Source organism: Vibrio sp. CK2-1, from assembly GCF_021726515.1.
Taxonomy (GTDB): Bacteria; Pseudomonadota; Gammaproteobacteria; order Enterobacterales; family Vibrionaceae; genus Vibrio.
The window spans coordinates 454,804-478,151 of sequence record NZ_JAKKCJ010000003.1 but is presented as its reverse complement, the minus strand read 5'-3'; the positions used below and the strand labels follow the sequence as shown (position 1 = coordinate 478,151).

At 39.4% G+C, this 23,348-nt stretch carries 19 protein-coding genes; 8 read left to right on the top strand and 11 right to left on the bottom strand.

Annotation, left to right across the window (positions count from 1 at the left end; all coding sequences use genetic code 11):
* Nucleotides 1-184: 184 nt before the first annotated feature.
* The gene (locus L3V25_RS10800; RefSeq protein WP_237295358.1) at nucleotides 185-1,447 is read right to left on the bottom strand and encodes a DUF945 family protein; all 1,263 of its coding nucleotides are present in this window, start codon (nucleotides 1,445-1,447) and stop codon (nucleotides 185-187) included.
* A gap of 272 nt (nucleotides 1,448-1,719) precedes the next feature.
* Here L3V25_RS10800 and L3V25_RS10795 point away from each other — a divergent pair, with 272 nt between their 5' ends.
* The gene (locus L3V25_RS10795; protein WP_237295357.1) at nucleotides 1,720-2,271 is read left to right on the top strand and encodes a hypothetical protein; all 552 of its coding nucleotides are present in this window, start codon (nucleotides 1,720-1,722) and stop codon (nucleotides 2,269-2,271) included.
* Between the two features lie 97 nt (nucleotides 2,272-2,368).
* Here the strand turns inward: L3V25_RS10795 and L3V25_RS10790 are convergent, their stop codons facing one another.
* Nucleotides 2,369-2,962 carry a TfoX/Sxy family DNA transformation protein gene (locus tag L3V25_RS10790; RefSeq protein WP_089123049.1) on the bottom strand — a complete coding sequence of 198 codons (594 nt, stop codon included), beginning with the start codon at nucleotides 2,960-2,962 and terminating at the stop codon, nucleotides 2,369-2,371.
* Between the two features lie 441 nt (nucleotides 2,963-3,403).
* On the opposite strand from L3V25_RS10790, the gene L3V25_RS10785 reads away from it, so the two are divergent.
* From L3V25_RS10785 to L3V25_RS10755, 7 genes are all read left to right on the top strand, one after another.
* Nucleotides 3,404-4,309: a lysine exporter LysO family protein gene (locus tag L3V25_RS10785; protein WP_237295356.1), complete on the top strand. Its 906-nt coding sequence runs from the start codon at nucleotides 3,404-3,406 to the stop codon at nucleotides 4,307-4,309.
* A 104-nt stretch (nucleotides 4,310-4,413) separates the two neighbouring features.
* Entirely contained in the window at nucleotides 4,414-4,935 is a 522-nt protein-coding gene (locus L3V25_RS10780) for a hypothetical protein (protein ID WP_237295355.1), read from the top strand.
* Between the two features lie 140 nt (nucleotides 4,936-5,075).
* The gene (panP, locus tag L3V25_RS10775; protein ID WP_237295354.1) at nucleotides 5,076-6,725 is read left to right on the top strand and encodes a pyridoxal-dependent aspartate 1-decarboxylase PanP; all 1,650 of its coding nucleotides are present in this window, start codon (nucleotides 5,076-5,078) and stop codon (nucleotides 6,723-6,725) included.
* 294 nt (nucleotides 6,726-7,019) lie between these two features.
* Nucleotides 7,020-7,874 carry a MurR/RpiR family transcriptional regulator gene (locus L3V25_RS10770; protein ID WP_237295353.1) on the top strand — a complete coding sequence of 285 codons (855 nt, stop codon included), beginning with the start codon at nucleotides 7,020-7,022 and terminating at the stop codon, nucleotides 7,872-7,874.
* Nucleotides 7,875-7,988: 114 nt separating this feature from the next.
* Nucleotides 7,989-8,255 (top strand): GrxA family glutaredoxin, encoded by a 267-nt coding sequence (locus L3V25_RS10765; protein ID WP_089123054.1) that lies wholly within the window; start codon nucleotides 7,989-7,991, stop codon nucleotides 8,253-8,255.
* A gap of 261 nt (nucleotides 8,256-8,516) precedes the next feature.
* Nucleotides 8,517-10,199 carry an aspartate:alanine antiporter gene (locus L3V25_RS10760; RefSeq protein ID WP_237295352.1) on the top strand — a complete coding sequence of 561 codons (1,683 nt, stop codon included), beginning with the start codon at nucleotides 8,517-8,519 and terminating at the stop codon, nucleotides 10,197-10,199.
* 111 nt (nucleotides 10,200-10,310) lie between these two features.
* On the top strand, nucleotides 10,311-11,549 hold the full coding sequence (locus L3V25_RS10755) for a DEAD/DEAH box helicase (RefSeq protein WP_237295351.1): 1,239 nt from the start codon (nucleotides 10,311-10,313) through the stop codon (nucleotides 11,547-11,549).
* 102 nt (nucleotides 11,550-11,651) lie between these two features.
* Here L3V25_RS10755 and L3V25_RS10750 read toward each other — a convergent pair whose 3' ends face one another.
* The 9 genes from L3V25_RS10750 to fabV form a co-directional block, all read right to left on the bottom strand.
* The gene (locus L3V25_RS10750; RefSeq protein WP_237295350.1) at nucleotides 11,652-12,140 is read right to left on the bottom strand and encodes a YcxB family protein; all 489 of its coding nucleotides are present in this window, start codon (nucleotides 12,138-12,140) and stop codon (nucleotides 11,652-11,654) included.
* Between the two features lie 110 nt (nucleotides 12,141-12,250).
* The gene (locus L3V25_RS10745; protein WP_237295349.1) at nucleotides 12,251-12,502 is read right to left on the bottom strand and encodes a type II toxin-antitoxin system Phd/YefM family antitoxin; all 252 of its coding nucleotides are present in this window, start codon (nucleotides 12,500-12,502) and stop codon (nucleotides 12,251-12,253) included.
* 286 nt (nucleotides 12,503-12,788) lie between these two features.
* Entirely contained in the window at nucleotides 12,789-14,174 is a 1,386-nt protein-coding gene (locus tag L3V25_RS10740) for a hypothetical protein (RefSeq protein WP_237295348.1), read from the bottom strand.
* A gap of 5 nt (nucleotides 14,175-14,179) precedes the next feature.
* Nucleotides 14,180-18,685: an AAA domain-containing protein gene (locus L3V25_RS10735; protein ID WP_237295347.1), complete on the bottom strand. Its 4,506-nt coding sequence runs from the start codon at nucleotides 18,683-18,685 to the stop codon at nucleotides 14,180-14,182.
* Nucleotides 18,673-19,119 carry a nuclease-related domain-containing protein gene (locus L3V25_RS10730; RefSeq protein WP_237295346.1) on the bottom strand — a complete coding sequence of 149 codons (447 nt, stop codon included), beginning with the start codon at nucleotides 19,117-19,119 and terminating at the stop codon, nucleotides 18,673-18,675. The genes L3V25_RS10735 and L3V25_RS10730 overlap by 13 nt, the downstream gene beginning before the upstream one ends.
* Before the next feature lie 644 nt (nucleotides 19,120-19,763).
* On the bottom strand, nucleotides 19,764-20,639 hold the full coding sequence (gene blaCARB, locus L3V25_RS10725) for a CARB/PSE/RTG family carbenicillin-hydrolyzing class A beta-lactamase (protein ID WP_237295345.1): 876 nt from the start codon (nucleotides 20,637-20,639) through the stop codon (nucleotides 19,764-19,766).
* Nucleotides 20,640-20,691: 52 nt separating this feature from the next.
* Complete coding sequence (locus L3V25_RS10720; protein ID WP_237295344.1) at nucleotides 20,692-21,156, bottom strand: isoprenylcysteine carboxylmethyltransferase family protein; 465 nt, start codon at nucleotides 21,154-21,156, stop codon at nucleotides 20,692-20,694.
* A gap of 272 nt (nucleotides 21,157-21,428) precedes the next feature.
* Nucleotides 21,429-21,929, bottom strand: coding sequence for an ATP-binding protein (locus L3V25_RS10715; RefSeq protein ID WP_237295343.1), 501 nt, complete (start codon nucleotides 21,927-21,929; stop codon nucleotides 21,429-21,431).
* Nucleotides 21,930-22,099: 170 nt separating this feature from the next.
* The gene (gene fabV / locus L3V25_RS10710; protein WP_237295342.1) at nucleotides 22,100-23,302 is read right to left on the bottom strand and encodes an enoyl-ACP reductase FabV; all 1,203 of its coding nucleotides are present in this window, start codon (nucleotides 23,300-23,302) and stop codon (nucleotides 22,100-22,102) included.
* Nucleotides 23,303-23,348: the final 46 nt, after the last annotated feature.

Below are 23,348 nucleotides of genomic sequence, written 5' to 3'. Positions count from 1 at the left end.
ATGAATTTTGCTCCTGCGTAGATGACAAATGAAGATAACGAATTTACCTACAGTAATACCATTTTTTACTTAATTGAGAAAAGCCATTTTTGTTCAAACATAAAAAAAGAGGCCACATTGGCCCCTTTCATCGCAAAACACCTATTTTCTCAATAAAAAATGTGTGTCGTACATTTCATTCCGATTATAAAAATAACGGTGCAAGTACCACAAATAGCGGCAATGTTTTACCACCTTTGAACACAATGTTGCCGCCTTTAATCTCACCATTAAGATGATAACCATCCGCTTGCTTCACCATAATACCTTGCTGGATTAAATTATCTAAACCCGATTGAATAAATGGAAATTGCGTAACCATTTCATTAGAAACAAAGGCATTCGCTCCACCATTAATCGATGAGATCACTTGCATCGGGTTCTTAGTCACTTTGTTATCGCCTTTAGGGAAATTAAGTAACCAATCACTATTAAATTTGCCTTCACCAATCGAGGCTTTCATCTCATTAAGAGAAATGCTGAACCCTTTTTCAAACAAGCCATCAATCGATGCCATGATTAGTTTAAGATCATCATTATTGAGTGCATGACCTTTATCTTGATAAACACTTAATAACTGAGAAAAGTTTTCAATATCTAACGCATTAAATGAAGCATCAACGCCCAGATCTGTCAGCGAGTCATCAACAAGATCGACGGTATCTACGGCGATTTTATGATGACTAGAGAAGGTTTTATCTTCTGCGTTTTCTTCAGTATTAAATTCATAATCAAATTTGTGCACATCAACAATACTCACGCCTTGAGCATCAACCATATTGGTTTCACCCACAGTGATTTGCTGACTACCCAACCAAAAGCCCTCTTTTTTCTGGCCATTACCTGAACCAGCAATAGAGTCGACAATCAGCGATTCTCCATTACTGAAGTGTCCATCAAAACCTTCAAAAACATAATCAAACTTGATATGACCATCGCGGCTAATATCCGCATTTAATTTAGCCGGAGAAAACTCCAATTTAGAATTCACATCATTGGCAAAGTTAAATGCCATTTTTTGACTCGTCATATCCAATGCAGTTGAACCGTTAATGTAGGTAACAGAGTGGATATCAATCGGTAAACGGGAATAGTCATTAGGCTTAGTATCCGTCGCGATACTGACCAAGCCATGGCTGATATTGTGATCTAGCAAAAACTCGGTTGGCAAACCATCTAGTTCAAGCTGCTGCTTTAATACTGGATCAATCACAGTCACTTTCGTTTGGGCTGTTGAGCTCAAGTAACCACGATCGTAATTAACAAGCTCAACATTGACTTCTTCTTTGTCTAGCTTATTTACCGCGTCTTGAATGGTCGTTTGGGCGAACTGCCCTAGCGCTAACGGCCAACATGCAGCTAATAGTACTGCACCACCAATTGCGACAAACTTCTTTACATTATTCATTTTAATCCTTGGCAAATAAAAAACAGTCTATCGTAAATTCATTTTTGATGTCATGAAAAAAAGAAATTGAAAGTACTAGAGGCTCAATATTTCAGAACTCATAAATTAAATTAATGTATAAAGCTGTAATATTTGTCTGAATGTTTACATTAACTGGTACTTTGCCAATTTACATCAGTCGCGGCTTCTGACAAAATCAGTCACATAGAGCAAAAACAAATAAATAATTCATTTGCTATTTTTACGATTGAATAAGAAAAGGGTTTTCTTTCATGCGCAAGTCACTGATTCTTTCTGGCCTACTATTGGTATCTGGGTCTACTTTTGCCGCTAGTAATGGTTCTGCCAATATGAGCAACTTTAACTACGATTATATTGATGCACGAATTGGCCTTAGCCCGATGACTTTTGGTGCTGCTGTCAGTAAGTCTATCCATCCTAATGCACACGCGATTTTTTCATTAGATTCTGAATTTGACAGCGATTACGATCTTTCTGCTGGTTTAGGGTTCCATGCGCCAGTAAGTAACTGGACAGACATTACAGGTGAAATGTTATTCAAACTAGTTGATGACAGACGCAAATTCGATGATGACGCGGGAATGGAAGTAAATCTAGGTGTTAGACAATGGTTAGGTCCACAGTTTGAAGTTGGTGGTCAACTTGGTTACTACAAAATCAACAACCATGATGATACTGATGAAGTTTATGGCTCAATTTCAGGTCGATTCCATGCAACAGAATTATTCTCTATTGGCCTAGAAGGTAAGCTAAATTACATCTATGGCGACCAGGTTATGATTACAGCTCGTTTTAACTATTAATCAAGCACGTTTTAACTGTAAATCAAAACTGAACACTATAAAGACAACAAAGCCTCGCACAACATGCGAGGCTTTTCTTTTAGAGTTTAAGCGTTACTTAGTGGTGCACACTGGATAAAAGTTGCTGCTTTCTAGGCTCTTGAATAAGTTTCCAGTGACAACCGTCTACTGCTCCGGCAAATTTCCACAACAAGCGTATATCGACATCGCCACCATACGCTTCTTTTACCTTCATGAAGACATCTTCTGGTCCCATCTGTAAAAACGTACTCACATCTGGTACGCCTGCTTTTTTCACCATTCGCTCTAGTGTAAGTTGCATATTGGGTAAATCACGCAACCTACGACTATCTGCTGATTTTTGAAATGCTCTTTCTTGCTTAGAATATTCTATTGATAGTTGAATGATGCTATCGAGTGACTCATCACCTTCCGTATATAATTTTGTCACATCAAAATAATTTACCGTTGCCACCGTTTGTTTTTTAACGTGTTTATATCTTTTACAACCCTTCTCTTCTAAGGTTTTATCAAGACTACCGCCGCCACGAATAAAAATAGTTCCATCGGAAATTAGTGCATACATTGCATCTTCACTAAATAATCCAATTCCTCCAAACATTGAACGTTTTTGAAACGAGCCAAACTTAGCTACATATTCAAAAAAAGAACGCTCCATATTGCTGCCCATGTGTAACCTCCGTACTTATGTTTAATCCCCCGATCAATACACAAGCGTCATTAAGACATATTATTTATAACTTCCATATTTTTGCGAGCAAGCTTAAAAACATCGACTCCATTAACCATGTTTTTATGAACACGCTCTAATATTAATGATACTTTATGGTAAAAATTAAGTAAGTGCACAGCTCACACCTAACCATGAAAACCCATTGAAAAATGAGAGATTACTCGCATTATTATTTTTATCGTGTCATGGAAATGTAATGACGAATTCAAGAAGTCAATATTCCCACAAAAAACCTATTGTTTATAAAATAGTCAATAAACTTAATTCAAACAAAAAAATAAATAACCAACTTAGTTAAGTAGATGATTTTCATTCTCAAAATCATTAAGATGGTCGCGCAATTGCGCTTTACTCTCTCACTTTTCATTTGGGGTGTTTATGTATTCAGGTGTATTTATGATTTTCCTGCCATTAGTCGTGGGTTATTTCATCACCCTTCGTAGCGAAGCTTGGCACCACAGAATCAATCAAGCCGTTTCTTATTTGATCTACGTTATCCTATTTTTTATGGGATTAAGTCTGTCGGCGTTAGATAACCTCGGCAGTAACTTGCAGACTATTGCACTTTTCACCTTTACCTTTTTTATCGCGATTGGTGCTTGCAACTTGGCAGCACTACCATTTGTAGATAAATGGATGCCAGTCGAAGCCCAGTCGAAAGCCGCCCCATTACCGGTTTATATGATGGCATTAGAATCGGCCAAACTCATTTTAGTCGTTGGCGCTGGCTTATTATTAGGTCTACTGCTTCCTTTTCAGGTTCCGTACATTAGTGAAATCAGCGAAGGCATTTTATTACTCTTGCTCTTTTTTATTGGTATTCAATTAAGAAATAGTGGCCTCACACTCAGACAGATTATTTTAAACAAACGCGGCATGATCATCGCTTGTATTATTGTTGGAACCTCATGGATCGGTGGCATCATTGCATCGTATATATTGGATATTCCAATGACTAACGGTCTAGCGATGGCATCAGGATTTGGCTGGTATTCACTTGCGGGGATTTTAATGGGAGATGCTTACGGCCCCGTTTATGGTGGCGCATCTTTTATGTTGGAATTACTGCGTGAGTTAGTTGCCTTAATTGCCATACCTATGTTTATTCGTCGCTACCCTTGCACCAGTATTGGTTATGCTGGCGCGACCGCCATGGACTTTACTTTACCCGTCATCCAAAGTACTGGTGGTGTAAAATGTGTCCCTATTGCCATCGTCAGCGGATTTATTCTTAGCTTACTCGTTCCGGTATTGATGCTCTTTTTCGTATCATTGGGCGCGTAAACTCGAAAAAACAGACAATAAAAAGTGATATGATGCACTGATTTAGACTGCAGCCATGATTTATAATAAATGGCTTTATTGATGCCTTACTTCAAGGAAAGAAAATGAAAAAACCTGCTATCGCCCTTTTATTGTTATCTCTAAGCAGTTCCGTGTTTGCCGCTACAGATAAAAATACCCAATGCTTAACGGATAAATACGATGCTTATATTGATGCCTCTTTAACTTGGTACCAAGATCTTGTGTCTATCACTACAGAGTCGAATCCAGATTTAAAAGAGGTCGGTGATTGGTTTTTACAAGGTAGAACCCACCATTTTGAATTGAACCGTGCTGCAGTAGATTTTTATCTCACCTCTGAGCCTGAAAAAATTGCCACGGATGAGCAAGTAGAATCATGGTTAAAACTGTCTCAAGCTGATGTAAAAACCTTATCACAACGTGATGATGAACTTGGTAAAATTGCTAAAACAACATTTGATGACCGTCAGTCACCACCAAATGAAAAAAACTATGATTTACGCTCTGCTTTTGCTGACCTATTAAGCCACCCTAGCAATATCAAACCTGCATTAGACAAATACAATCAATCGGTTGCGAAAACTAACGCCATTGAGTGTAAGTAGCTATATATAATGTTGCCTCGATATAATGTTGCCTCGGGCACAACCACACACAACCTACCTACATTTGAGCGAGACTTTATTGATTTATTACGATAAATTATTTCGCTCAAATCAACGGAAACTCTAGAAGAAAACGTGTTATGGGATCTAACGACAAAATTGTAGATGTCAATTTTGAGAGCTTGCTGCGCATTTTTACTGTGCCAGAGGCTCCCGATTCAACATTGGGTAACATCGAACAAAAACTCTCTCAGAATCTAAATGAGTTCTTAAGAGAGCATATTGTCGCGGAAGAAAAACCCTTATCAGAGATCGAAAAAGATTTTTCAGATGCCGCCATTCCCGAGTTTCCGACCTTTGTTTCAGAGCATACTCAGCATCTTCTTGATACCCTAGTATCCCACTCGGTACACACCTCAGCACCAAGCTTTATTGGTCACATGACTTCTGCATTGCCTTACTTTTTAATGCCGTTGTCTAAAATCATGATTGCGCTGAATCAAAACCTAGTAAAAATTGAAACCTCCAAAGCATTCACGCCATTAGAGCGCCAAGTGCTTGGCATGCTACATCGTTTAATTTACGGGCAATCTGAGAGTTTTTATCAAAAATGGATGCATAGTGCGGAGCATTCACTCGGCGCATTTTGCTCTGGTGGCACCATAGCTAACATCACCGCATTATGGGTTGCGCGCAACAATGCATTAAAAGCTGATGGCGATTTTCAAGGGGTAGAAAAAGAAGGCCTATTTAATGCCATGATGCATTATGGCTATCAAGGCATGGCGATATTAGTGTCTGAACGTGGGCACTACTCTCTTAAAAAAGCCGCCGATGTGCTTGGTATTGGTCAGTCTAATCTTGTTCCAGTCAAAGCCGATGAAAACAACCGTATCTGCCCGACAGCACTTGAAGAAACCATCAAACAACTCAAAGCAAAAAATATCAAACCATTCGCGATTATTGGTGTGGCGGGCACGACTGAAACAGGCAACATTGACCCTCTAGATACCATCGCCGATATTGCACAACGAGAAGATTGCCACTTCCATGTTGATGCCGCTTGGGGTGGCGCGACATTAATGTCGAATAATCATCGTTCATTATTAAAAGGCATTGAACGTGCTGATTCTGTGACGATAGATGCTCACAAGCAACTGTATATCCCAATGGGTGCTGGAATGGTGTTATTTAAAGATCCAGAAGCAATGAAAGCGGTTGAACACCATGCTGAATACATTCTACGTAAAGGCTCAAAAGATCTCGGTTCACACACATTAGAAGGTTCTCGCTCCGGTATGGCGATGCTCGTGTATTCCAGCATGCACATTATTAGTCGCCCAGGTTACGAACTATTAATCGATCAAAGCATTGATAAAGCCCGTTACTTTGCCGATTTAATCAAACAACAAAATGACTTCGAACTGATTTCTGAGCCTGAGTTATGTTTACTAACCTATCGCTATGTACCGCAAGACACACGAAAAGCCTTATTAATCGCATCGGCTGAAGATCGCCAACAGTTACACCAATTACTCAATGAACTGACGCAATTCGTTCAAAAGAAGCAGCGTGAAAATGGTATTTCCTTTGTCTCCCGTACTCGTTTAACGCCAGTGCAGTGGGAGCGTATGGAAACCAGCGTATTCCGCGTTGTACTCGCGAACCCACTCACCACCAATGACATTCTTCATTCAGTTATCGAAGAACAGCGACAAATTGCTCAAACGAGTTCATTAGTCTTGCCACAAATTAACCAACTTACAGCCAAAATTTTGCAGAATGCCTAAGGCCATCCAAACAAGCATTCTGTAAATTTCTTTCGAAAAGTAGAAACCCAGTGACCAATATCACCATTGTTGAACGATAAAGTTGGGTACATAACTTACAAAACTGTAATTTAATTTGAAGTTTGTCATGTTATCACTATAAAAATCCCCACCGAATACATGAATATCCCCTCACCATGGTTATACTGACAATGTACTCATGGACTCGAGTATATATCTGGGCAATGACTACCCTATCTTTATATTCAAGTAATACCCAATTTGGCTTTGAGTCTCAGCATTTTCGAGAGCAATATGAATACATTAGAAAAAATTCAAAAGAACCTAGATATTTTCAGTAAATCCGAAAGAAAAGTCGCAGAAGTCATCATCGAAGCCCCACAAACGGCGATTCATTCTAGTATTGCGACCTTAGCCAAAATTGCTGACGTGAGTGAACCAACCGTCAACCGTTTCTGCCGCCGCTTAGATACCAAAGGATTCCCTGACTTCAAACTGCATTTAGCTCAAAGTTTGGCCAACGGCACGCCTTATGTAAATCGCAATGTAGAAGAATCTGACGGTCCTGATGCTTATACCCATAAAATCTTTGAATCCACTATGGCTTGCTTAGATGTCGCCAAAAATAGCCTCGACCCTTTTCAAATTAACCGTGCTGTCGATTTACTTACGCAAGCGAAACGAATTTCATTTTTTGGTTTGGGCGCCTCTTCTGCCGTTGCAAAAGATGCCCAGAACAAGTTCATCCGTTTTAATATTCCAATCATGAATTTTGATGATGTAGTAATGCAACGAATGAGCTGCATTAACTCGACAGAAAATGACGTGGTGGTTTTGATTTCACATACCGGACGGACAAAAAGCCAAGTAGAAACCGCGCAACTCGCCAGAGAAAATGGTGCGACTGTGATTGCGATTACCGCCAAAGACTCTCCTTTAGAGCAAGTGTGCGACTTGGCAATAACCCTTGATATTCCAGAAGACACCGATGTATATATGCCAATGGCAAGTCGTGTGGTTCAAATGGTCGTGATTGATGTACTCGCGACCGGTTTTACTTTACGTCGCGGCTCAGGTTTTAGAGAAAACTTAAAACGAGTAAAAGATGTACTAAGGGATTCTCGTTACAATAAAACGAGTCCATTTTAGGCGAATCCAACATACTTAATTACTTTTAACTCTTAAAATAAGCCGTTCTCAACTTTAAAAATGCATGCTCTTGAGGCATAGTGGGCGACATAACGAATTGGAAGGAGATAAACCATGTTTGTAGTTATTTTTGGTCGTCCAGCTTGCCCGTTTTGTGTACGAGCAAAAGAGCTAGCGGAAAAGTTAAAAGAAGAGCGTGATGACTTTAACTACCGCTATGTTGATATTCATGCAGAAGGTATCAGCAAAGCCGATTTAGAAAAGACCGTTGGTAAACCAGTTGAAACGGTTCCTCAAATATTTGTAGACCAAGATCACGTAGGTGGATTTACAGAATTTGAAGCCTATGCAAAAGAAAACCTAGGTTTATACAGCGAATAAAACGCATTCAAATCCCCCCTTTTAAAGCGGCCAGTCTCACTGGTCGTTTTTTCATCTAGCCTTAAATCACAACACATCATCAACCAATATTTAACAGCGCAAAATTTAATCTAATATTTTTGCTTTTTTTCTTATTAATTCCACATTTATCCGATACACTTCACAACTAAGCATATCGACTTAAGCTTACTGATTTTAATAGTAAGTTTTTAGATAGCTATCCTACTCTTTGTTGTACTTTAATTTCACCTGAGAAATACCGTGAATATAGACGTTGCTGCACTCTTAAACCAAAATCCTATACTGCTGTTATTTGTCGTATTAGCGATCGGTTTATCTATTGGTAAAATCCGTTTCGGAAACTTTCAACTTGGCAACTCTATTGGCGTCCTGCTGACGGCGTTATTTATGGGTGATCTTGGCTTTGTATTTAACGCCGAGGCGCTAACCATAGGCTTTATGCTGTTTATTTATTGTGTCGGCATCGAAGCTGGACCTAACTTTTTCGGCATTTTCTTCCGCGATGGTAAGCACTATTTCTTCCTAAGTTTGATTGTACTGATTACTGCAACAACACTGACCTACGGCTTAGGACATTTCTTCGGCTTAGATTTCGGATTAACCGCCGGCATCATGGCTGGTTCGATGACAGCAACCCCGATCCTAGTAGGTGCGCAAGATGCATTAAATTCCGGCCTAGGAACGATTCCCGATAGCATGCAACTGTCTACCGTGTTAGATAACTTATCGGTGGGTTATGCATTATCTTATTTGATTGGCTTAACCAGCATGATCATGTTTGCTAAGTTGCTACCTAAACTGCAAAAAGAAAACCTCAGTGATTCTGCTCAACGGATTGCCCAAGAGCGCGGTCTAGGCGGTGCGGGACAACGAAAAGTCTACTTACCTATTATTCGAGCTTACCGTGTTGGGCAAGAACTTATCGATTGGACTGGAGGCAAGAACCTACGTGAGCTAGGCATTTATCGCCAAACTGGTTGCTATATCGAACGTATTCGTCGTAATGGTATCCTCGCCCACCCAGATGGTGATGCCATCTTACAACTCGGTGATGAGATTGCTTTAGTAGGTTATCCAGATAGTCACGCTCGTCTCGATCCTAGCTTCCGTAACGGTAAAGAAGTATTCGACCGTAACTTGCTTGACCTTCGCATTGCCGAAGAAGAAATCGTAGTAAAAAGTGACAGTATTGCGGGTAAAAAGCTTTCTGACCTAAACATTGCAGAATACGGCTGTTTCTTAAACCGTGTTGTTCGTGCGCAAATTGAAATGCCAATGGACTTAAATATCGTATTGGCTAAAGGTGATATTTTACAAGTCAGTGGTGAAAAGAGCCGTGTACTTGGCTTAGCAGAGCGAATTGGTTTCATCTCCATTCATAGCCAAATTGCCGACTTACTGGCCTTCTGTAGCTTTTTTATTATTGGTTTACTGTTTGGCTTGATCACCATGACATTTGGTCAAGTAACTTTCGGATTAGGTAATGCGGTTGGCTTACTTATTTCGGGCATCACTCTAGGTTATTTAAGAGCGAACCACCCGACTTTCGGTTATGTACCTCAAGGTGCGCTGAACATGGTCAAAGATCTCGGTTTAATGGTCTTCATGGTGGGAATTGGCCTAAGTGCTGGTTCAAATATGCTCGAATATTTAGGCCAAATGGGTTTCAAAATTGTTGGGGTTAGCTTCCTTATCAGCGTACTTCCCGTTGTGGTTGCTTACCTATTTGGCGCTCATGTATTGAAAATGAACCGTGCATTATTATTTGGTGCCATCATCGGTGCAAGAACCTGTGCTCCAGCCATGGATATTGTTAACGATTACGCTAAATCAACCATCCCTGCACTTGGTTATGCGGGTACTTACGCCATTGCCAATATATTAATGACGCTCGCCGGTACCTTGATCATTATATTAAGCTAGCATTAGCGTTAACTTCCAAACACAAAGCCGCCATCGAAACTAAACGATGGCGGCTTTGTACTTTCTCTTGTGTGCTACACTCTGCGCATATTTTTGACAGGCAGCCCCTTCATGACCTTTAGCGAACTCAAACTCAACCCCGTCCTTATCAAAGCCTTGCCCGATTCCGTTGTCACTCCGAGCCCAATCCAACAACAAGTGATCCCGGAAATTTTAAACCGTTCTGATGTGTTGGCTTTGGCGCAAACTGGCAGTGGCAAAACCTACGCATTTGCCCTACCACTACTCTCTATGATTGCCGCAGAACCTAAAAATAACGGTAAAGTTCTCACAGTGATCATTGTGCCAACCCGTGAGCTCGCCCGACAAATAAACCACAGCCTACAGCCACTCGCTCAAAGCATAGGCATTAAAGTCGCAAGCCTATTCGGCGGCGTAGATATCGAACAACAATTACAGCAACTCGCCGAAAGTCCTGCATTAATTATCGCAACACCAGGCCGGTTATTGGCGCTTATCAAAGAAAACAAACTCGACTTATCCGCTATTCAGCACTTGGTATTAGATGAAGCTGATCGTTTAATTGATATGGGGTTTTGGAAAGACCTTCAAAGCATCATTGATTTTATGCCTAGCTCGCGCCAAACACTGTGTTTCTCTGCCACCTTAGCCGATGAATTAGCACAAAAAATGCATTCCATCATGTCAAATGCCAAGAAAATTCAGTCTAATAGTGAGAATAGCGTCGTCGACCATATTGATGAGCAACTATATCTAGTGAACAAAGGCAGTAAAACCAAAGCACTACTGGCATTGCTGGCTCAACATTCCAACCAACAAGTTCTGGTTTTTATCAGCGCCAAAGACAACGCCGATGCTTTAGCTAAAAAACTGATTAAAGCTGGAGTGAAAGCCGCTGCCTTACATGGTAATAAAGATCAAATAACACGCGAGCAAACTCTCACTGACTTTAAACAACAAAATATCCAAGTGCTCATTGCAACCGACCTACTTGCTCGCGGCATTCATATTGATGCGCTACCTGTAGTCATTAATTTTGATCTACCTGAAAGTGCACCCGTTTATGTCCACCGAGTCGGCCGTACCGCTCGTGCTGGTCACACTGGGTTGGCAATATCTTTGGTTTGTCATGCAGAAACATTGGCATTAGACGCAATACGTAAGCTAACCAAACGCGCATTACCTCTCGATGATTTGGTGGGTTTCCCTGTCACTGACACACCCAGTTCTGGCGCAGCAAAACGTCCTGCTCGTGATAAACAAGCGAATCGTCGCAGCGCACAAAAGCGTAGTATTAAAGAGTTTAAAGGAAAGCCAAAGCGCGGTTAAATAGACGGTGAGAAAAGTAGAATGGGAAAACCTTGTAAAGACAATACAAGGTTTTAGTGTGTAGTATTTATTATTGCCCTATATTTCGAATATTAACCGTCTTCATTTAGCTGCTGCGTGCTGCTCTACAATGAATGCGATCGCTTCATCATTTAAGCAAGATTTACTGATATATTGACGTTGCTTGCCTATATGAAAAATAAAACCTAAATCACTTTGTTGAACTTGGTTGATATCAGTCCAGGCAATACTACGACTGTTGGCTGAGCTATCATAACTCACACCGCTAGAGTTGACTTGAAATGTCACTTTGCTATTAGAGCCGGTACTGTACGTTTGTCGCCATACCCACCACGTTCGCTTAAAATAAACACTAAGCACTTCAATAACACTCAGAACAATAAAGAACCAACCAACGTAACTGCTTGGCAAGAGATCAAATTTAACGACAATCACACCGAAAATGAGAAAAAACATAGCCTTGAGATAGGCCTTGGGAAATTTAGCAGGACGACTAGTTTGATCATAGCACTCTTCAAAAAAGCGCTTATCAAGAGTGTATTCTGTAGTGAAATCAAAATCTTTAGACATATATGGGTACTTTGAGGTTTTCTGTGAGTGAGTATTTAGATAAATTGTCTTATCTTAAACTTGCCAATGCTCGAAATCTTTCCAAGCATTTTCAGTAAAGCAAGATAACATTATTCATCACTATCAACTAATGGCTTATCAACAAGCGTACCTTGTGCAATTGACTCCATTAGCCATGAAGCATTATGAGGGTTCGACATCAGGTAAATAGTTTCACGCCATGCATTAAACTCTGATTCACTCATCATCACTAAATTTTCAGAATTACGGCGTTGAATAGTCACGATTTCACAATTATTAATCACTAAATCGCAGACATTCTTTAAGTTTGAGCCTAGCTCTGAATACTTTAAAACTATCATAAAGAAACCTCTCTTGTAGTCATATTGATACAATATTTACATACCGAGATGAATATAAGTTTTGCTTTCATTAAGTGATTCCCCTCAACTGACCAACAAGAAATTGCTATTACACAATAAATATTAGAACTGTTTTTGGACATCAAAGTGAGTTAGACTCCTTAGGATACACTGTCTTTTTAGATTACTTTTAGTATTGCAAACAGTTTGTATGCAACTGATCTCGCTCACTCATCCACTATACTGCTAAAATCAGATGTAACACTTCCCAAAATCAGGCTCTAACTTACAATTTACCGATTAAATTCGGCTTTCCATGAGACACAGAGCCTTTCAAAAACTCATTAGCAACGTTAGCTATTTTGGCAACTAACTTTTGGTCTGTTGTGAAAAAACCTAGCGGAATATGAACAGGGCTAAGATCTGGCATTGATAAGTGATAACTTACCGCAGCAAATTCATTATCTAAGAGTAAAACCTCAACGCTACCATCAAATAAGCCGTTTCTAATACCTTCACAAAACTCAATGCTACCTAATTTGTGTTTCCATGCTCTACCAGCTTGCCTTTCAACATTCTGATGGTCATCACAAGGTAAATACACCTTAAGCTTATAATTTGTGCTTTTTCCATTCGTTTTATAGTTGTTCAGGCTATCTTTAGCTTTATTAAAGCCTTCACTCATTCCCCAATAACGAGTATTAGCACCAAACCAGCATAGCTCTCTTGGTTTTTGCGTCTTTTTCTGGGGCTTGAGTTTCTTTAAATTGCTCTCAATAACATTCCAAGGTTGCTTAGCATATAATGGACCAACCAAAAGCTCATACGGTTTATCAGAAGTGCCAGCTACCATTTCAACCAGCATACTTCGAAAGTCGATGCTGTCATCTTTGATAAAACGACTAACAGACATATCTTCAAAAGCATCCCATGCAGCTATAATACTATTTAGATTGTTACCTAATCTGATGTTGTCAGTTTCTTGTGCAATAGCCTGTGTAATTGCCTCATCATTTTCGTAAAGTTTATCAACATAAAAAGGCTTAATTCGGCTGTCTAAATCTATCTCAAACTTACGCTTAATTCTGTGAGCGATAGTTTTCTTTCTAGACACTTTATCAACTGAATAAAGGCTAGGTAACGAGTTATCATGAGTTTTAATAACTCCCAATTCACCTCGTTCTACTAGCCGCTGAAAGTGTTTAGTAAACATAGCTCTTGCATGCTGCTCACTTAAGCTTTGTACTTCATGATTAACATTTAAACGAAGACCTGTGTGCCAATTTTCATGCTGGTTTTTAACTTTATTAAACCCAACTAATTCAAATGAAACAGAAGAAGTTCGAGACTGTGGCTTTTCAATCATAGGTTTATCATCTAATGATGAAAAATAACCTTTTGCCAATGTGGTTAAAAATAGCTTTCCTTCGTCAGAATATGCAACTTCACCTTTACTGATAGGTTCCTCAATAGCAGCCGCTAATTCACGCTGGTTAAAGCCAAAAAATGAAGACAGTTCAAACTTCGAAAGCGGTGAAATATAAAGTGCTTTAAGCAAAAATTCTTTTATGAACGGAAAGCCTTGTTTACTTAAATAGGAGTATTCAATACCAAATGTTTCAGTAGGTACAATATAATCTACTTCATTAAATTCAATCGTTGTGTTTTCCATAACAGCTATACCGCCTTCTTAAATTTCTTGGTTGTAATGTCTACAAAGCGATACAAGTCTTCACTAGCGTTTTCTTCCATAAACTTAATAACCTTACCAAATGGCAATTGGCTATTCTTTCCTTGCCACATTCTCTTATCACCAACAATTACCAAACGGTCCATAGCTCTTGAAAGGCCAACATTAATTCGGTTTGGTAGCTTTAAAAACCCTGAACCTTGCTTTTGCTCTGAACGTGTTACCGATAAAATAATCACGCGATTCTCTTTACCCTGATAACTATCTACAGTATCAATTTTCAATAATTTAGTTAGTTCATCAGACAAAGATGCTTTTTTAACTTTTTGTCTTATTCGTCTTTTCTGCTCGGCGTACATACAAATTACACCAATAGCAGCTTCACCTTCTTTTACTTGCTCTAGTAATGAATGAACAAAAGTCTCGTTTTCATCAACCTGTTTAAGCAAATCAACAATAGCATCAGCTTCAGCATCGTTGTAAATACTTCGACCAGAACCCGTTTGATGATGTGCTTTTTTATTTAAATTCGATGTATCAAGCCACGTTGTAGCTGAACTCAATGCTTTGGGCACATCACGGTAAATATCAGGGATCTTTCGTTCACCATTTTCTAGCTCACCATCATAAAAACACTGAGAGACCAAAGTACCAATAGCAGGAGCCATTCGATATTGTACTAGTAGTTTTGCACCAACCTGTTTTCCATAATCACTTTCAAACGCACGGGCAAAGTCACTTTCAATTAATTCATCAATATCATTCGATGATTGAATACCTAAATGTCTTGCTAAGGCTTTTTTGTGAGGATCAGTATAAAGAGGTGGTAGTTGCTTATGATCTCCAACAAGTAGCACTCGTTTACCTACTTGCATCGCAATTGCTAGTTCACTTGCAATTGAGCGAGCCGCTTCATCAATAATGATCCAGTCATACTGATTACTTGCTATATCAATATTCCAGTTACCAATACCAACACAAGTACCTGCGACCAGTTGTTTTGAACGGGCCAAAAACTCGTCCATATTCGCATTCCCAGATTGCATAACTCGTATCATATCTTTCGACAATTTTACTAATCGTTGAACTGAACTAGAGATATTAGGTTCAATAGCATACTCATGGTTTAAATCTTTAATTAAGCCTTCACGAACCTCACTCAAATTATCATGCCAATCTTTGTTGGTACGTATACTCTGAGGCAATCTACTGTTAATTAATGACTTCCTTTCACCTATTTGTTTTTTAAGCTCTTTCTTCTGTTTAGCAACTAATTCTTCATCATCAAGCGCTATTAAAGCATTTTGTTGCTCGGTAATGTGTGAAAGTATTTGCTTATCTAACGTTAAATAGGCTTCTAAATAATCAGCAGGAGCTTTTAATGACTTAGCTAGGTTCAACACTCGATATTTTAATTGAGTTTCAAATTGTTCTACTTTTTGACTAACAATATTGTCAGAATAAACATCACGTAAAGAGTGAGAAATAGTTGATTCACTTCGACTAAAACGCACAACATCAAGATCCGTTTTTAAACGGCCACAGTGTTTTCGAATTCGTTCTGCAGCAGTATTTACAGCTTCATGTGACTGACTCACCAATAAAATTCGCTCAGTGCCTTGTTTTTCAATTAGGTAATGAACAAAAGCAGCAATAAACTCAGTTTTACCTGTACCAGGTGGTCCTTGCAACATTGAAAGAGGGCCAAATCTTAGAAGCTTTTGAAAGGCTATTCGTTGCTTATCATTAAGCTTAATAGCATTACCGTTATCGTCTTTACGGTCATAACGTTTAAAGTCTTCATCGGTGACAGTTAAATCATAGTCTGTAGGCTCTATGTCACAGTTAGGCTCAAAATAATCTGATAAGTTTTCAACAACTGAGTCTTGGTCAAGAATACGAGTTAATGCGTTCTTTCGCTTATTAAAAGAAGACTTATCCGCTTTACTACGAAAGAAAATGATATCTTCTTCAGTTAATCGGTGAGCTCTATTCGAATAGCGAGATAACTGCACTCTATTTAATCCTGAGGCTGATAAATTAACTTCGCCAATAAAGTAGTCTTCTTCATCATTAACGATAATCGCTTCAACTTGATCTTTAGCGGTAAAGCCATCAAGTGGATCTTTCTCAGCTTCATATGGCAGGATTAGAATGTCTTTATCATCCTTATGTGTTCTAGGCTCGCCAATAAGCTCTACATATGGATGAGATTCAGTCTCTGTTTTAAGAATTGCCTTCCAAAGTTCTTTGGTCGATATCGGCTCAACACTGGTTTCAGTCTCAATAATATCAGAGGATTGTTCTATCGAAAGCGGCGCTACTTTTCTTTGTTTTAATTGAAATTGCTTAACTGCGTTTTCAAAACTATAAAACTGTCGAATTCGTCTATTGAGGGTTTCTAAGTTACTTGCTCTACCTTGAGTAATCCGAATAGCAAAAGGAAGTTCTAGCACTGCATTTTCAATATCTCTCTTTGCAACATCACTCCTTTCACTTTTTATTGGACGCATGCCATGTTCAAATTCAAAGCGACTTTCATCAAAGTAAAGCTTTTGAATGCCGCCTAAACCTGAAAAGATAACGACTAACCCGTAGCCTTTATTTCTGTTTTCTTCAATTGAAACATACAACTTACCGTTATCTGGGTATATTATCAGCGTATCAAAGTTTTCTCGGGCACTACCAATTTCAATATCAATTGTTTCAACCGATGGTTGTGCTGCTTGTTCTGGATTTAAAACGGCATCTTTAAAACGAGTTAATTCTCTAAAGCCAAAATCAACGTCTTCAAGTTCGTGAATAATAGCTTGGCTAACTGCTTCAAAGCTTGAGCTCTCAGTGCCCCAGTCAATTTCCAGTAATTCAGCACTTATTTTCATTACCGCATAATTATCACGTTCAAAGGCTGAGCTATTATCGATATCAGCAGGACTATATTCGGTATTAAGCAACTCTTCTGCATCATGATGAAAATCTAAAACATCAATAATAAAAACGTCACCATGCTTATCTACAAGAACGTTTTCAGGTTTTAAGTCGCCATGTGCAAAGCCTAATGAATGCATATGCTCAATATGTGCTACTAAGCTTTTAACAATATCGTTTCTGCGATTACGCATTCTATAAGGATCTAAAGCCTCACCTTCAATCCACTCACTTACCAAGTACAATGAGCTATCTCGTGCGGTAATACCATAATCAATAACGGTGGGGATAAAACTTAGATTAAGGCTTTGCAGTTTTTCTACTCGTTCTAAAAACGATAACGTGCGCAACCCTAGACCGGCATTTATGTCAGTAGGGTTAATATTATTCCAAACTTTCACTACACCGTTGTCGGCCTTATATACCTCTTTTGAATCAGTTTCAGAAATAAACTTCACTTCAGGGTGCAACCGGCCAACTTTAGTCGATTTAACAAATCGCTCTAATTCTTGAGTCGAAAAGCTAAAATCGGCTTCCTTACTTGGTTCTTGATTAACTAAAGCATCTAAAAACTCACCAGCATTAGCAAAGTCTTTACCGTTAAGTGCTTTTAATAACGTCTCGCCATACCAAGCATCACATTGTGATAGGTCTTTCTCTAATGATTTTTCAAGTGCAGGTGTTAATCGTTTGGCTTCAAGAATTGCCCACGCAATAATAGCAAGGCGAGAAACATCGTAATGATAGGCCGACAGAGAAGACGTAGCTTGGTTGTATACCGATAGCTCATCTCGAACATCACCCACGGTTTCTTTCTTGCGATCAAAGGCCGAAATAAAGTTTGAAAGCGCAACACGTTGCCCAGTACTTAACCAAATACTGTGTTTACCTATATCCCGGTGAGCGAGTTGCAATTGGTGCAAGTCTGCAAAGCGAGCTATTAACACTCTTACTAAGTTAACACGCTCATCAATGGATAAGTTTTCACCATAGGTAGCGATAAAGTCATTAAGGCGCTCATGACCATGAGGAAGCTCAACGACCTCATTGTATTGCGAGGTTATCTTCTCTTTAGTCGGTATTGTTAGTGAAGATACACAATGCTCGTATAGCTCTCTATTTTCTCTTTTTATCTTGGTGAGTACTTCACGTTCACGAGAGGCAATTTTTATACGTCCATCAGGAGTTTTAGCCTCATGATTTGATAGTTTATCAAAATCCCAGCTGCGGATAATGGCACTATCATTCTTATCGGCTTCACTTTGAGCAAGGTACTCTTTATATACTTCATTCGGGTGTTCAAAAATTTGCTCTTGGCCTAGCCAACCATCAACGGATAACGGTCTTGCTTCTACTTTTTTATCATTTAGCAGCAAGCTTTTTTCTAGCAGAGGAATATCTTGCAGCAATACTTTTGCATCAGGATGTGGAGTAAAGCGTTTATTAAACTGACCTTCGTTAGAACATAATTTACAAAAATCAGTTAATGTTAAGGTATGGGCTAAATCATTTTTTTGTAACTTAGAAAAATCACTATCACCGCTCATTACTACTAAAAAATGCACATGAGGAACACGTCCCTCATTTTTAAACTTCCCTGCAAATGGTTTAAGTAATTTTTTAAGTATAAATTCTTTCTAGTAAGCTCTACTGGGGATGTGCCTCTGTCTTCATTTCCCCAAAACCATTTTCCGCAATTTGAAGTAACTGGCTTACCATTCCAGTCTTTAAGTTCAATAATTAAAATATTGCAGTGAGTTACTATTAATAAATCTATTTCACCTTGCTTATGCTTATTGATAAAACGAAAACCTGCATATCCTTTCCAGCCCTCATTAAAAGGCTTCTTTAACGCTTGAAGCGCTTCAAACCCTTGTCCTTGATTTGAATTTTTACCTTTATACTTTTGTACATTCGGGGTGCTCAGCACATTTTCAATTTTTTTAATCGCATCGATTTCGTGGCGCTCTAGGCCACCGTCCCAATATTTGATATCCATATTTACTTCTTATTCTTTTTTAATCCAATTAGAAAAGCTTACTTACATAAAGAGGCGACTCTGGAGGTCTATTTTACATCAGTATTAAGTAATATAGACCTTACATTGTTGTGAGCAGACTTAAGACTTGAAACGGAATCTTTACGCTATTGCTTTTGATTAATACTCCACCATTGGCGTAAGCAACTCAAGTCATACTAACAGTTAATGTGATTAGGATTTGACATGAGGAAGCACAAAGTGTCATGCCAATTAGCTAGTTAGGGACTGCCGAGCTAATCTTTGAACTCATTGGTTGGCTCTCTATACAAAGAAATAGTAGAGTTAGGTCTTTCTTTTTGCCTGTATTAGCTCTAGTACTCCAAAGTATGACCTCTGCAATTCACTCTGGTGCTGGTCGCTAACCCTTTGTAACGCAAGCACACAGAGGATAAGGCTCCGCCTTTTGCCCTCATTATCTGAAGTGTCCCAAAGTCTGAGGTCTACCAATCGATTTCCTATCAGTCTCAACTCATTTTGGGGCATAAATCAGTTTCATACACCAATCCTCCTGACCTTAACTGTAAGGTCAAGTAACAATAACTGGTAAAGTTATTTGATGTGGATAGATAAGCGATAAGCTCACTATTTGATGAACAAATTGATTAATGAAGCTTTGCCACATAACTACCAAAAATCACTCGCCCAATATTAACAATGGCAGCATTTCGTTGTTCCATGGAAGCGTCTGTTTGAGCGATATAGATACTTATTATGATGGGAGCTCGTTGGTCATTCCAAACAATAGCGGTGATACTTCTTGCGCCAAAGCCACCAGCACCGGAGCGATCAGCTATTTTCAAATCATTTGGTAATACCGAACGTAATAAATTTCCCGTCACTTGATTATTGACCATCCATTCTTTGAGTTGCTCCTTGCTAGTATCAGACAGAGTCGAACCAAATAACAATTCATTCAAAGTATTGGTTATGGCCGTTGGTGTCGTTGTATCTCTAGGATCATTGAGAGCGCCTTCATTCAAATCTGGCTCCATTCGATCTAAGCGAGTCTGTGTATCACCGATATTTTTAACAAAATTAGTGATACTTTGCGTTCCACCTACTGCTTTGATAATGATATTGGCCGCGGTGTTATCACTCATCGTCATAGCCGCGTGACACGCATCGGTCAGTGTTATTTCACTACCAACATGTTTTTCTATGATGGGAGAATACGTCACAAGATCGGTACTCTTGACTTGAACCTTAGCATCTAAAGGAACCTTCCCTTTATCAAAGTCGTACAATAACTTAGCGCAGGCAATGGTTTTGAATGTGCTGGTAAGAGGAAATCGTTCATTGCCGTTGTGATCCCAATTCTCCCCTGTTTCAGTGTTTAAAATCGCCACACCCACTTGAGCATTTAGGTTCTGTTCAACCAAACGCACCTCTTGTTCAACTTGCATAAACGCCTCGCTGGATGCAAATGCTACAGAGGGTGCAAAGAATAATAATGCCAAAAGGCTATTTAACAATTTCATATTGATAAGCTCAAAATTTAGACGGGAGATGGTTATAGACTAATAAGCTACTTTATAACCAGCGGCGTACTTTCTGACAATAGTCGGTGTATTGCTTTCCAAACTTTTGTTGTAGGAAACGTTCTTCCGGTTTGATTTGAAATTGGGTGATATAGCACACAAAGCCGATACATACTCCGATGGTTAACCAATTATTAAGCCACACCGAAATCGCTAATAAATTAAGTAGCATTCCGAGGTACATTGGGTTTCGTGAAATACGATAAATACCACTAGTAACCAGTTTATTGGTGGCGTGTTTTAGATCAGGATGAATGGTGGTTTCTGCTTGAATGAACTTCTTTACACCGGTCATGGCAAGCATTAAACCAATAAGTACTAAACCTAGTACCATTCCCAAACGATATTGCCCTACTCCTAGTTTGTCACTAGGCAGCCAGTAGTCGAGCCCAAACATGATGATTACGGCAATGACAGCCACAATCGGCGGTTTTATTTTTAGCTCTAGTGACTGCATATATACCCAAGTAACTTCAAGATGTGAGTTTCAGCAAGAATAAAACAAGCTTTAGGCAAGACAAATTGAATATGATCATAGTTATTCTATCTCTATTTAATTTAACGCAGCATAAAGCTTGTTTTAACTTGCCCTTCGGGAGCTTCATTCAAACCTTTATGCCGTGTCAGATTGATTTGAAAGGTGCCTACATTCCTTCACCAATCTTCCTTGCCTAAAGGTTAGAATGATAGCTCTGAATTCTGCATCTTGAAGTCACTTGGGTATAATCCCTATTGGTTTTCCTTACGGATAGTTTTGATCGTAAACCCTTCTTGGGGCTGAGGCGCTTCGAAATATTGGGTTACGTGGTAGAACATGGCTTCGGTATCGAATCTCGCTCTGGCTGGTTGCTCTATTCGTCTATGTTTAATTTGCTGCAGACAAACCTCATCATCGGCATCGATATAAATCAGTTGATGCTTAACTTGAGTATTTTCAAATAACTGCTTAAACCATGTTCTTTGTTGATAAGTATTGGCAGGGAAATCGAGCACAACATCTGTTCCCGAGGTGAGAATTTGTTGGATATGCTTGGAGAGTATCGATTTTATTCTTGACGCAAATTTTAAGTAATCTTCAAAATTGCTGATTTGCTCAGGGTACAACGCCGTTAGCCACTCATCTTCGCTGATATGAACCGCTTTAATCTCTTTGGCCAACTGTAGAGAATGTGTCGATTTACCGGACCCCATTTTGCCGGCATAAAAATAAAGTGTTGCTACGTTTTCCATGTTCTCTACCCCACAAATAACCACGTTGTCTTTGATAAATAACCTCAGCTTGGGTTAGTTATACCACTAAAACATAGACCAGATCTAAGGTAGTCTCTTTGCTTTATAGAAAGAATAAAAAAGACGCCCCGAGGAGCGCCTTATGTTGTATTCACTTTAACGTGTGAAAATTAGATATCTTGAACGTCGAAGTTAACTTCTGGGTTTACGTCAGCTTCGTAGTCAACACCGTCAACACCGAAACCGAATAGTTTCAAGAACTCTTCTTTGTACTCAACGTAGTCTGTTAACTCTTTCAAGTTTTCAGTGGTGACTTGAGGCCATAGGTTACGACAATGCTGTTGAATGTCTTCACGTAGTTCCCAATCATCTAGACGAAGGCGGTTTTTGTCATCCACTTGTGGAGCGCTGCCATCTTCTTTGTATAGACGTTGAGTGAACATGCGGTGAATCTGTTCCATACAACCTTCATGTACGCCTTCTTCACGCATTTTCTTAAATACCATTGCGATATAAAGAGGCATAACTGGAATTGCAGAACTTGCTTGAGTGACAACACTCTTCAATACGGCAACGTTGGCAGTACCGTTAAGGCCCGCTAACTTTTCATTTAATGCGGTTGCTGCACGATCTAGGTCCATTTTTGCCTGACCTAGTGCGCCATCCCAGTAGATTGGCCATGTTAGCTCAGTACCGATGTAGCTATAAGCGACAGTTTTACAACCTTCTGCTAGAACGCCCGCTTCAGATAGCGCTGCCATCCAAAGTTCCCAATCTTCGCCGCCCATTACAGTAACAGTATCTTTGATTTCCTGCTCTGTTGCTGGCTCAACACTGGCTTCAATAATAACGTCTTTATTGGTATCAACTGCAGTTGCTGTGTACGTTTCGCCAATTGGTTTAAGCGATGAACGAATAACTTCACCGGTTTCTGGCATTTTACGTACTGGCGATGCTAATGAGTAAACCACCATATCGATTTGTCCTAGATCTGCTTTGATCAGGTCGATGGTTTTTTGTTTTGCTTCATTTGAGAAAGCATCACCATTTAGGCTTTTAGAGTATAAGCCTTCTTCTTTCGCTAACTTGTCAAAAGCTGCTGAGTTATACCAACCCGCTGTGCCAGTTTTTTTCTCTGTGCCAGGCTTTTCGAAAAACACACCGATAGTTGATGCGCCACCGCCAAATGCAGCTGCAATACGAGATGACAAGCCATAGCCACTTGAAGAACCAACCACTAGTACACGCTTTGGTGCGTTAGCTATTGGACCTTGAGCTTTTGTGTAGGCAATTTGTTCTTTTACGTTTGCTTCACAACCCACTGGGTGTGTTGTTGTACAGATAAATCCACGGATTTTCGGTTTGATGATCATATTCAGCTTCCTTTAAAAAACCCCTGTAGGATAAAAGTTTATCCGA

What these genes read in the sequence shown, in the direction of transcription:
- L3V25_RS10750 (WP_237295350.1), bottom strand. Translation starts at nt 12,140, where the DNA reads ATGTCTAAAGATTTTGATTTCACTACAGAATACACTCTTGATAAGCGC.
- L3V25_RS10765 (WP_089123054.1), top strand. Translation starts at nt 7,989, where the DNA reads ATGTTTGTAGTTATTTTTGGTCGTCCAGCTTGCCCGTTTTGTGTACGA.
- panP (WP_237295354.1), top strand. Translation starts at nt 5,076, where the DNA reads ATGGGATCTAACGACAAAATTGTAGATGTCAATTTTGAGAGCTTGCTG.
- fabV (WP_237295342.1), bottom strand. Translation starts at nt 23,302, where the DNA reads ATGATCATCAAACCGAAAATCCGTGGATTTATCTGTACAACAACACAC.
- L3V25_RS10755 (WP_237295351.1), top strand. Translation starts at nt 10,311, where the DNA reads ATGACCTTTAGCGAACTCAAACTCAACCCCGTCCTTATCAAAGCCTTG.
- L3V25_RS10780 (WP_237295355.1), top strand. Translation starts at nt 4,414, where the DNA reads ATGAAAAAACCTGCTATCGCCCTTTTATTGTTATCTCTAAGCAGTTCC.
- L3V25_RS10790 (WP_089123049.1), bottom strand. Translation starts at nt 2,962, where the DNA reads ATGGGCAGCAATATGGAGCGTTCTTTTTTTGAATATGTAGCTAAGTTT.
- L3V25_RS10770 (WP_237295353.1), top strand. Translation starts at nt 7,020, where the DNA reads ATGAATACATTAGAAAAAATTCAAAAGAACCTAGATATTTTCAGTAAA.
- L3V25_RS10740 (WP_237295348.1), bottom strand. Translation starts at nt 14,174, where the DNA reads ATGGAAAACACAACGATTGAATTTAATGAAGTAGATTATATTGTACCT.
- L3V25_RS10720 (WP_237295344.1), bottom strand. Translation starts at nt 21,156, where the DNA reads ATGCAGTCACTAGAGCTAAAAATAAAACCGCCGATTGTGGCTGTCATT.
- L3V25_RS10745 (WP_237295349.1), bottom strand. Translation starts at nt 12,502, where the DNA reads ATGATAGTTTTAAAGTATTCAGAGCTAGGCTCAAACTTAAAGAATGTC.
- L3V25_RS10785 (WP_237295356.1), top strand. Translation starts at nt 3,404, where the DNA reads ATGTATTCAGGTGTATTTATGATTTTCCTGCCATTAGTCGTGGGTTAT.
- L3V25_RS10795 (WP_237295357.1), top strand. Translation starts at nt 1,720, where the DNA reads ATGCGCAAGTCACTGATTCTTTCTGGCCTACTATTGGTATCTGGGTCT.
- L3V25_RS10715 (WP_237295343.1), bottom strand. Translation starts at nt 21,929, where the DNA reads ATGGAAAACGTAGCAACACTTTATTTTTATGCCGGCAAAATGGGGTCC.
- L3V25_RS10730 (WP_237295346.1), bottom strand. Translation starts at nt 19,119, where the DNA reads ATGGATATCAAATATTGGGACGGTGGCCTAGAGCGCCACGAAATCGAT.
- L3V25_RS10800 (WP_237295358.1), bottom strand. Translation starts at nt 1,447, where the DNA reads ATGAATAATGTAAAGAAGTTTGTCGCAATTGGTGGTGCAGTACTATTA.
- blaCARB (WP_237295345.1), bottom strand. Translation starts at nt 20,639, where the DNA reads ATGAAATTGTTAAATAGCCTTTTGGCATTATTATTCTTTGCACCCTCT.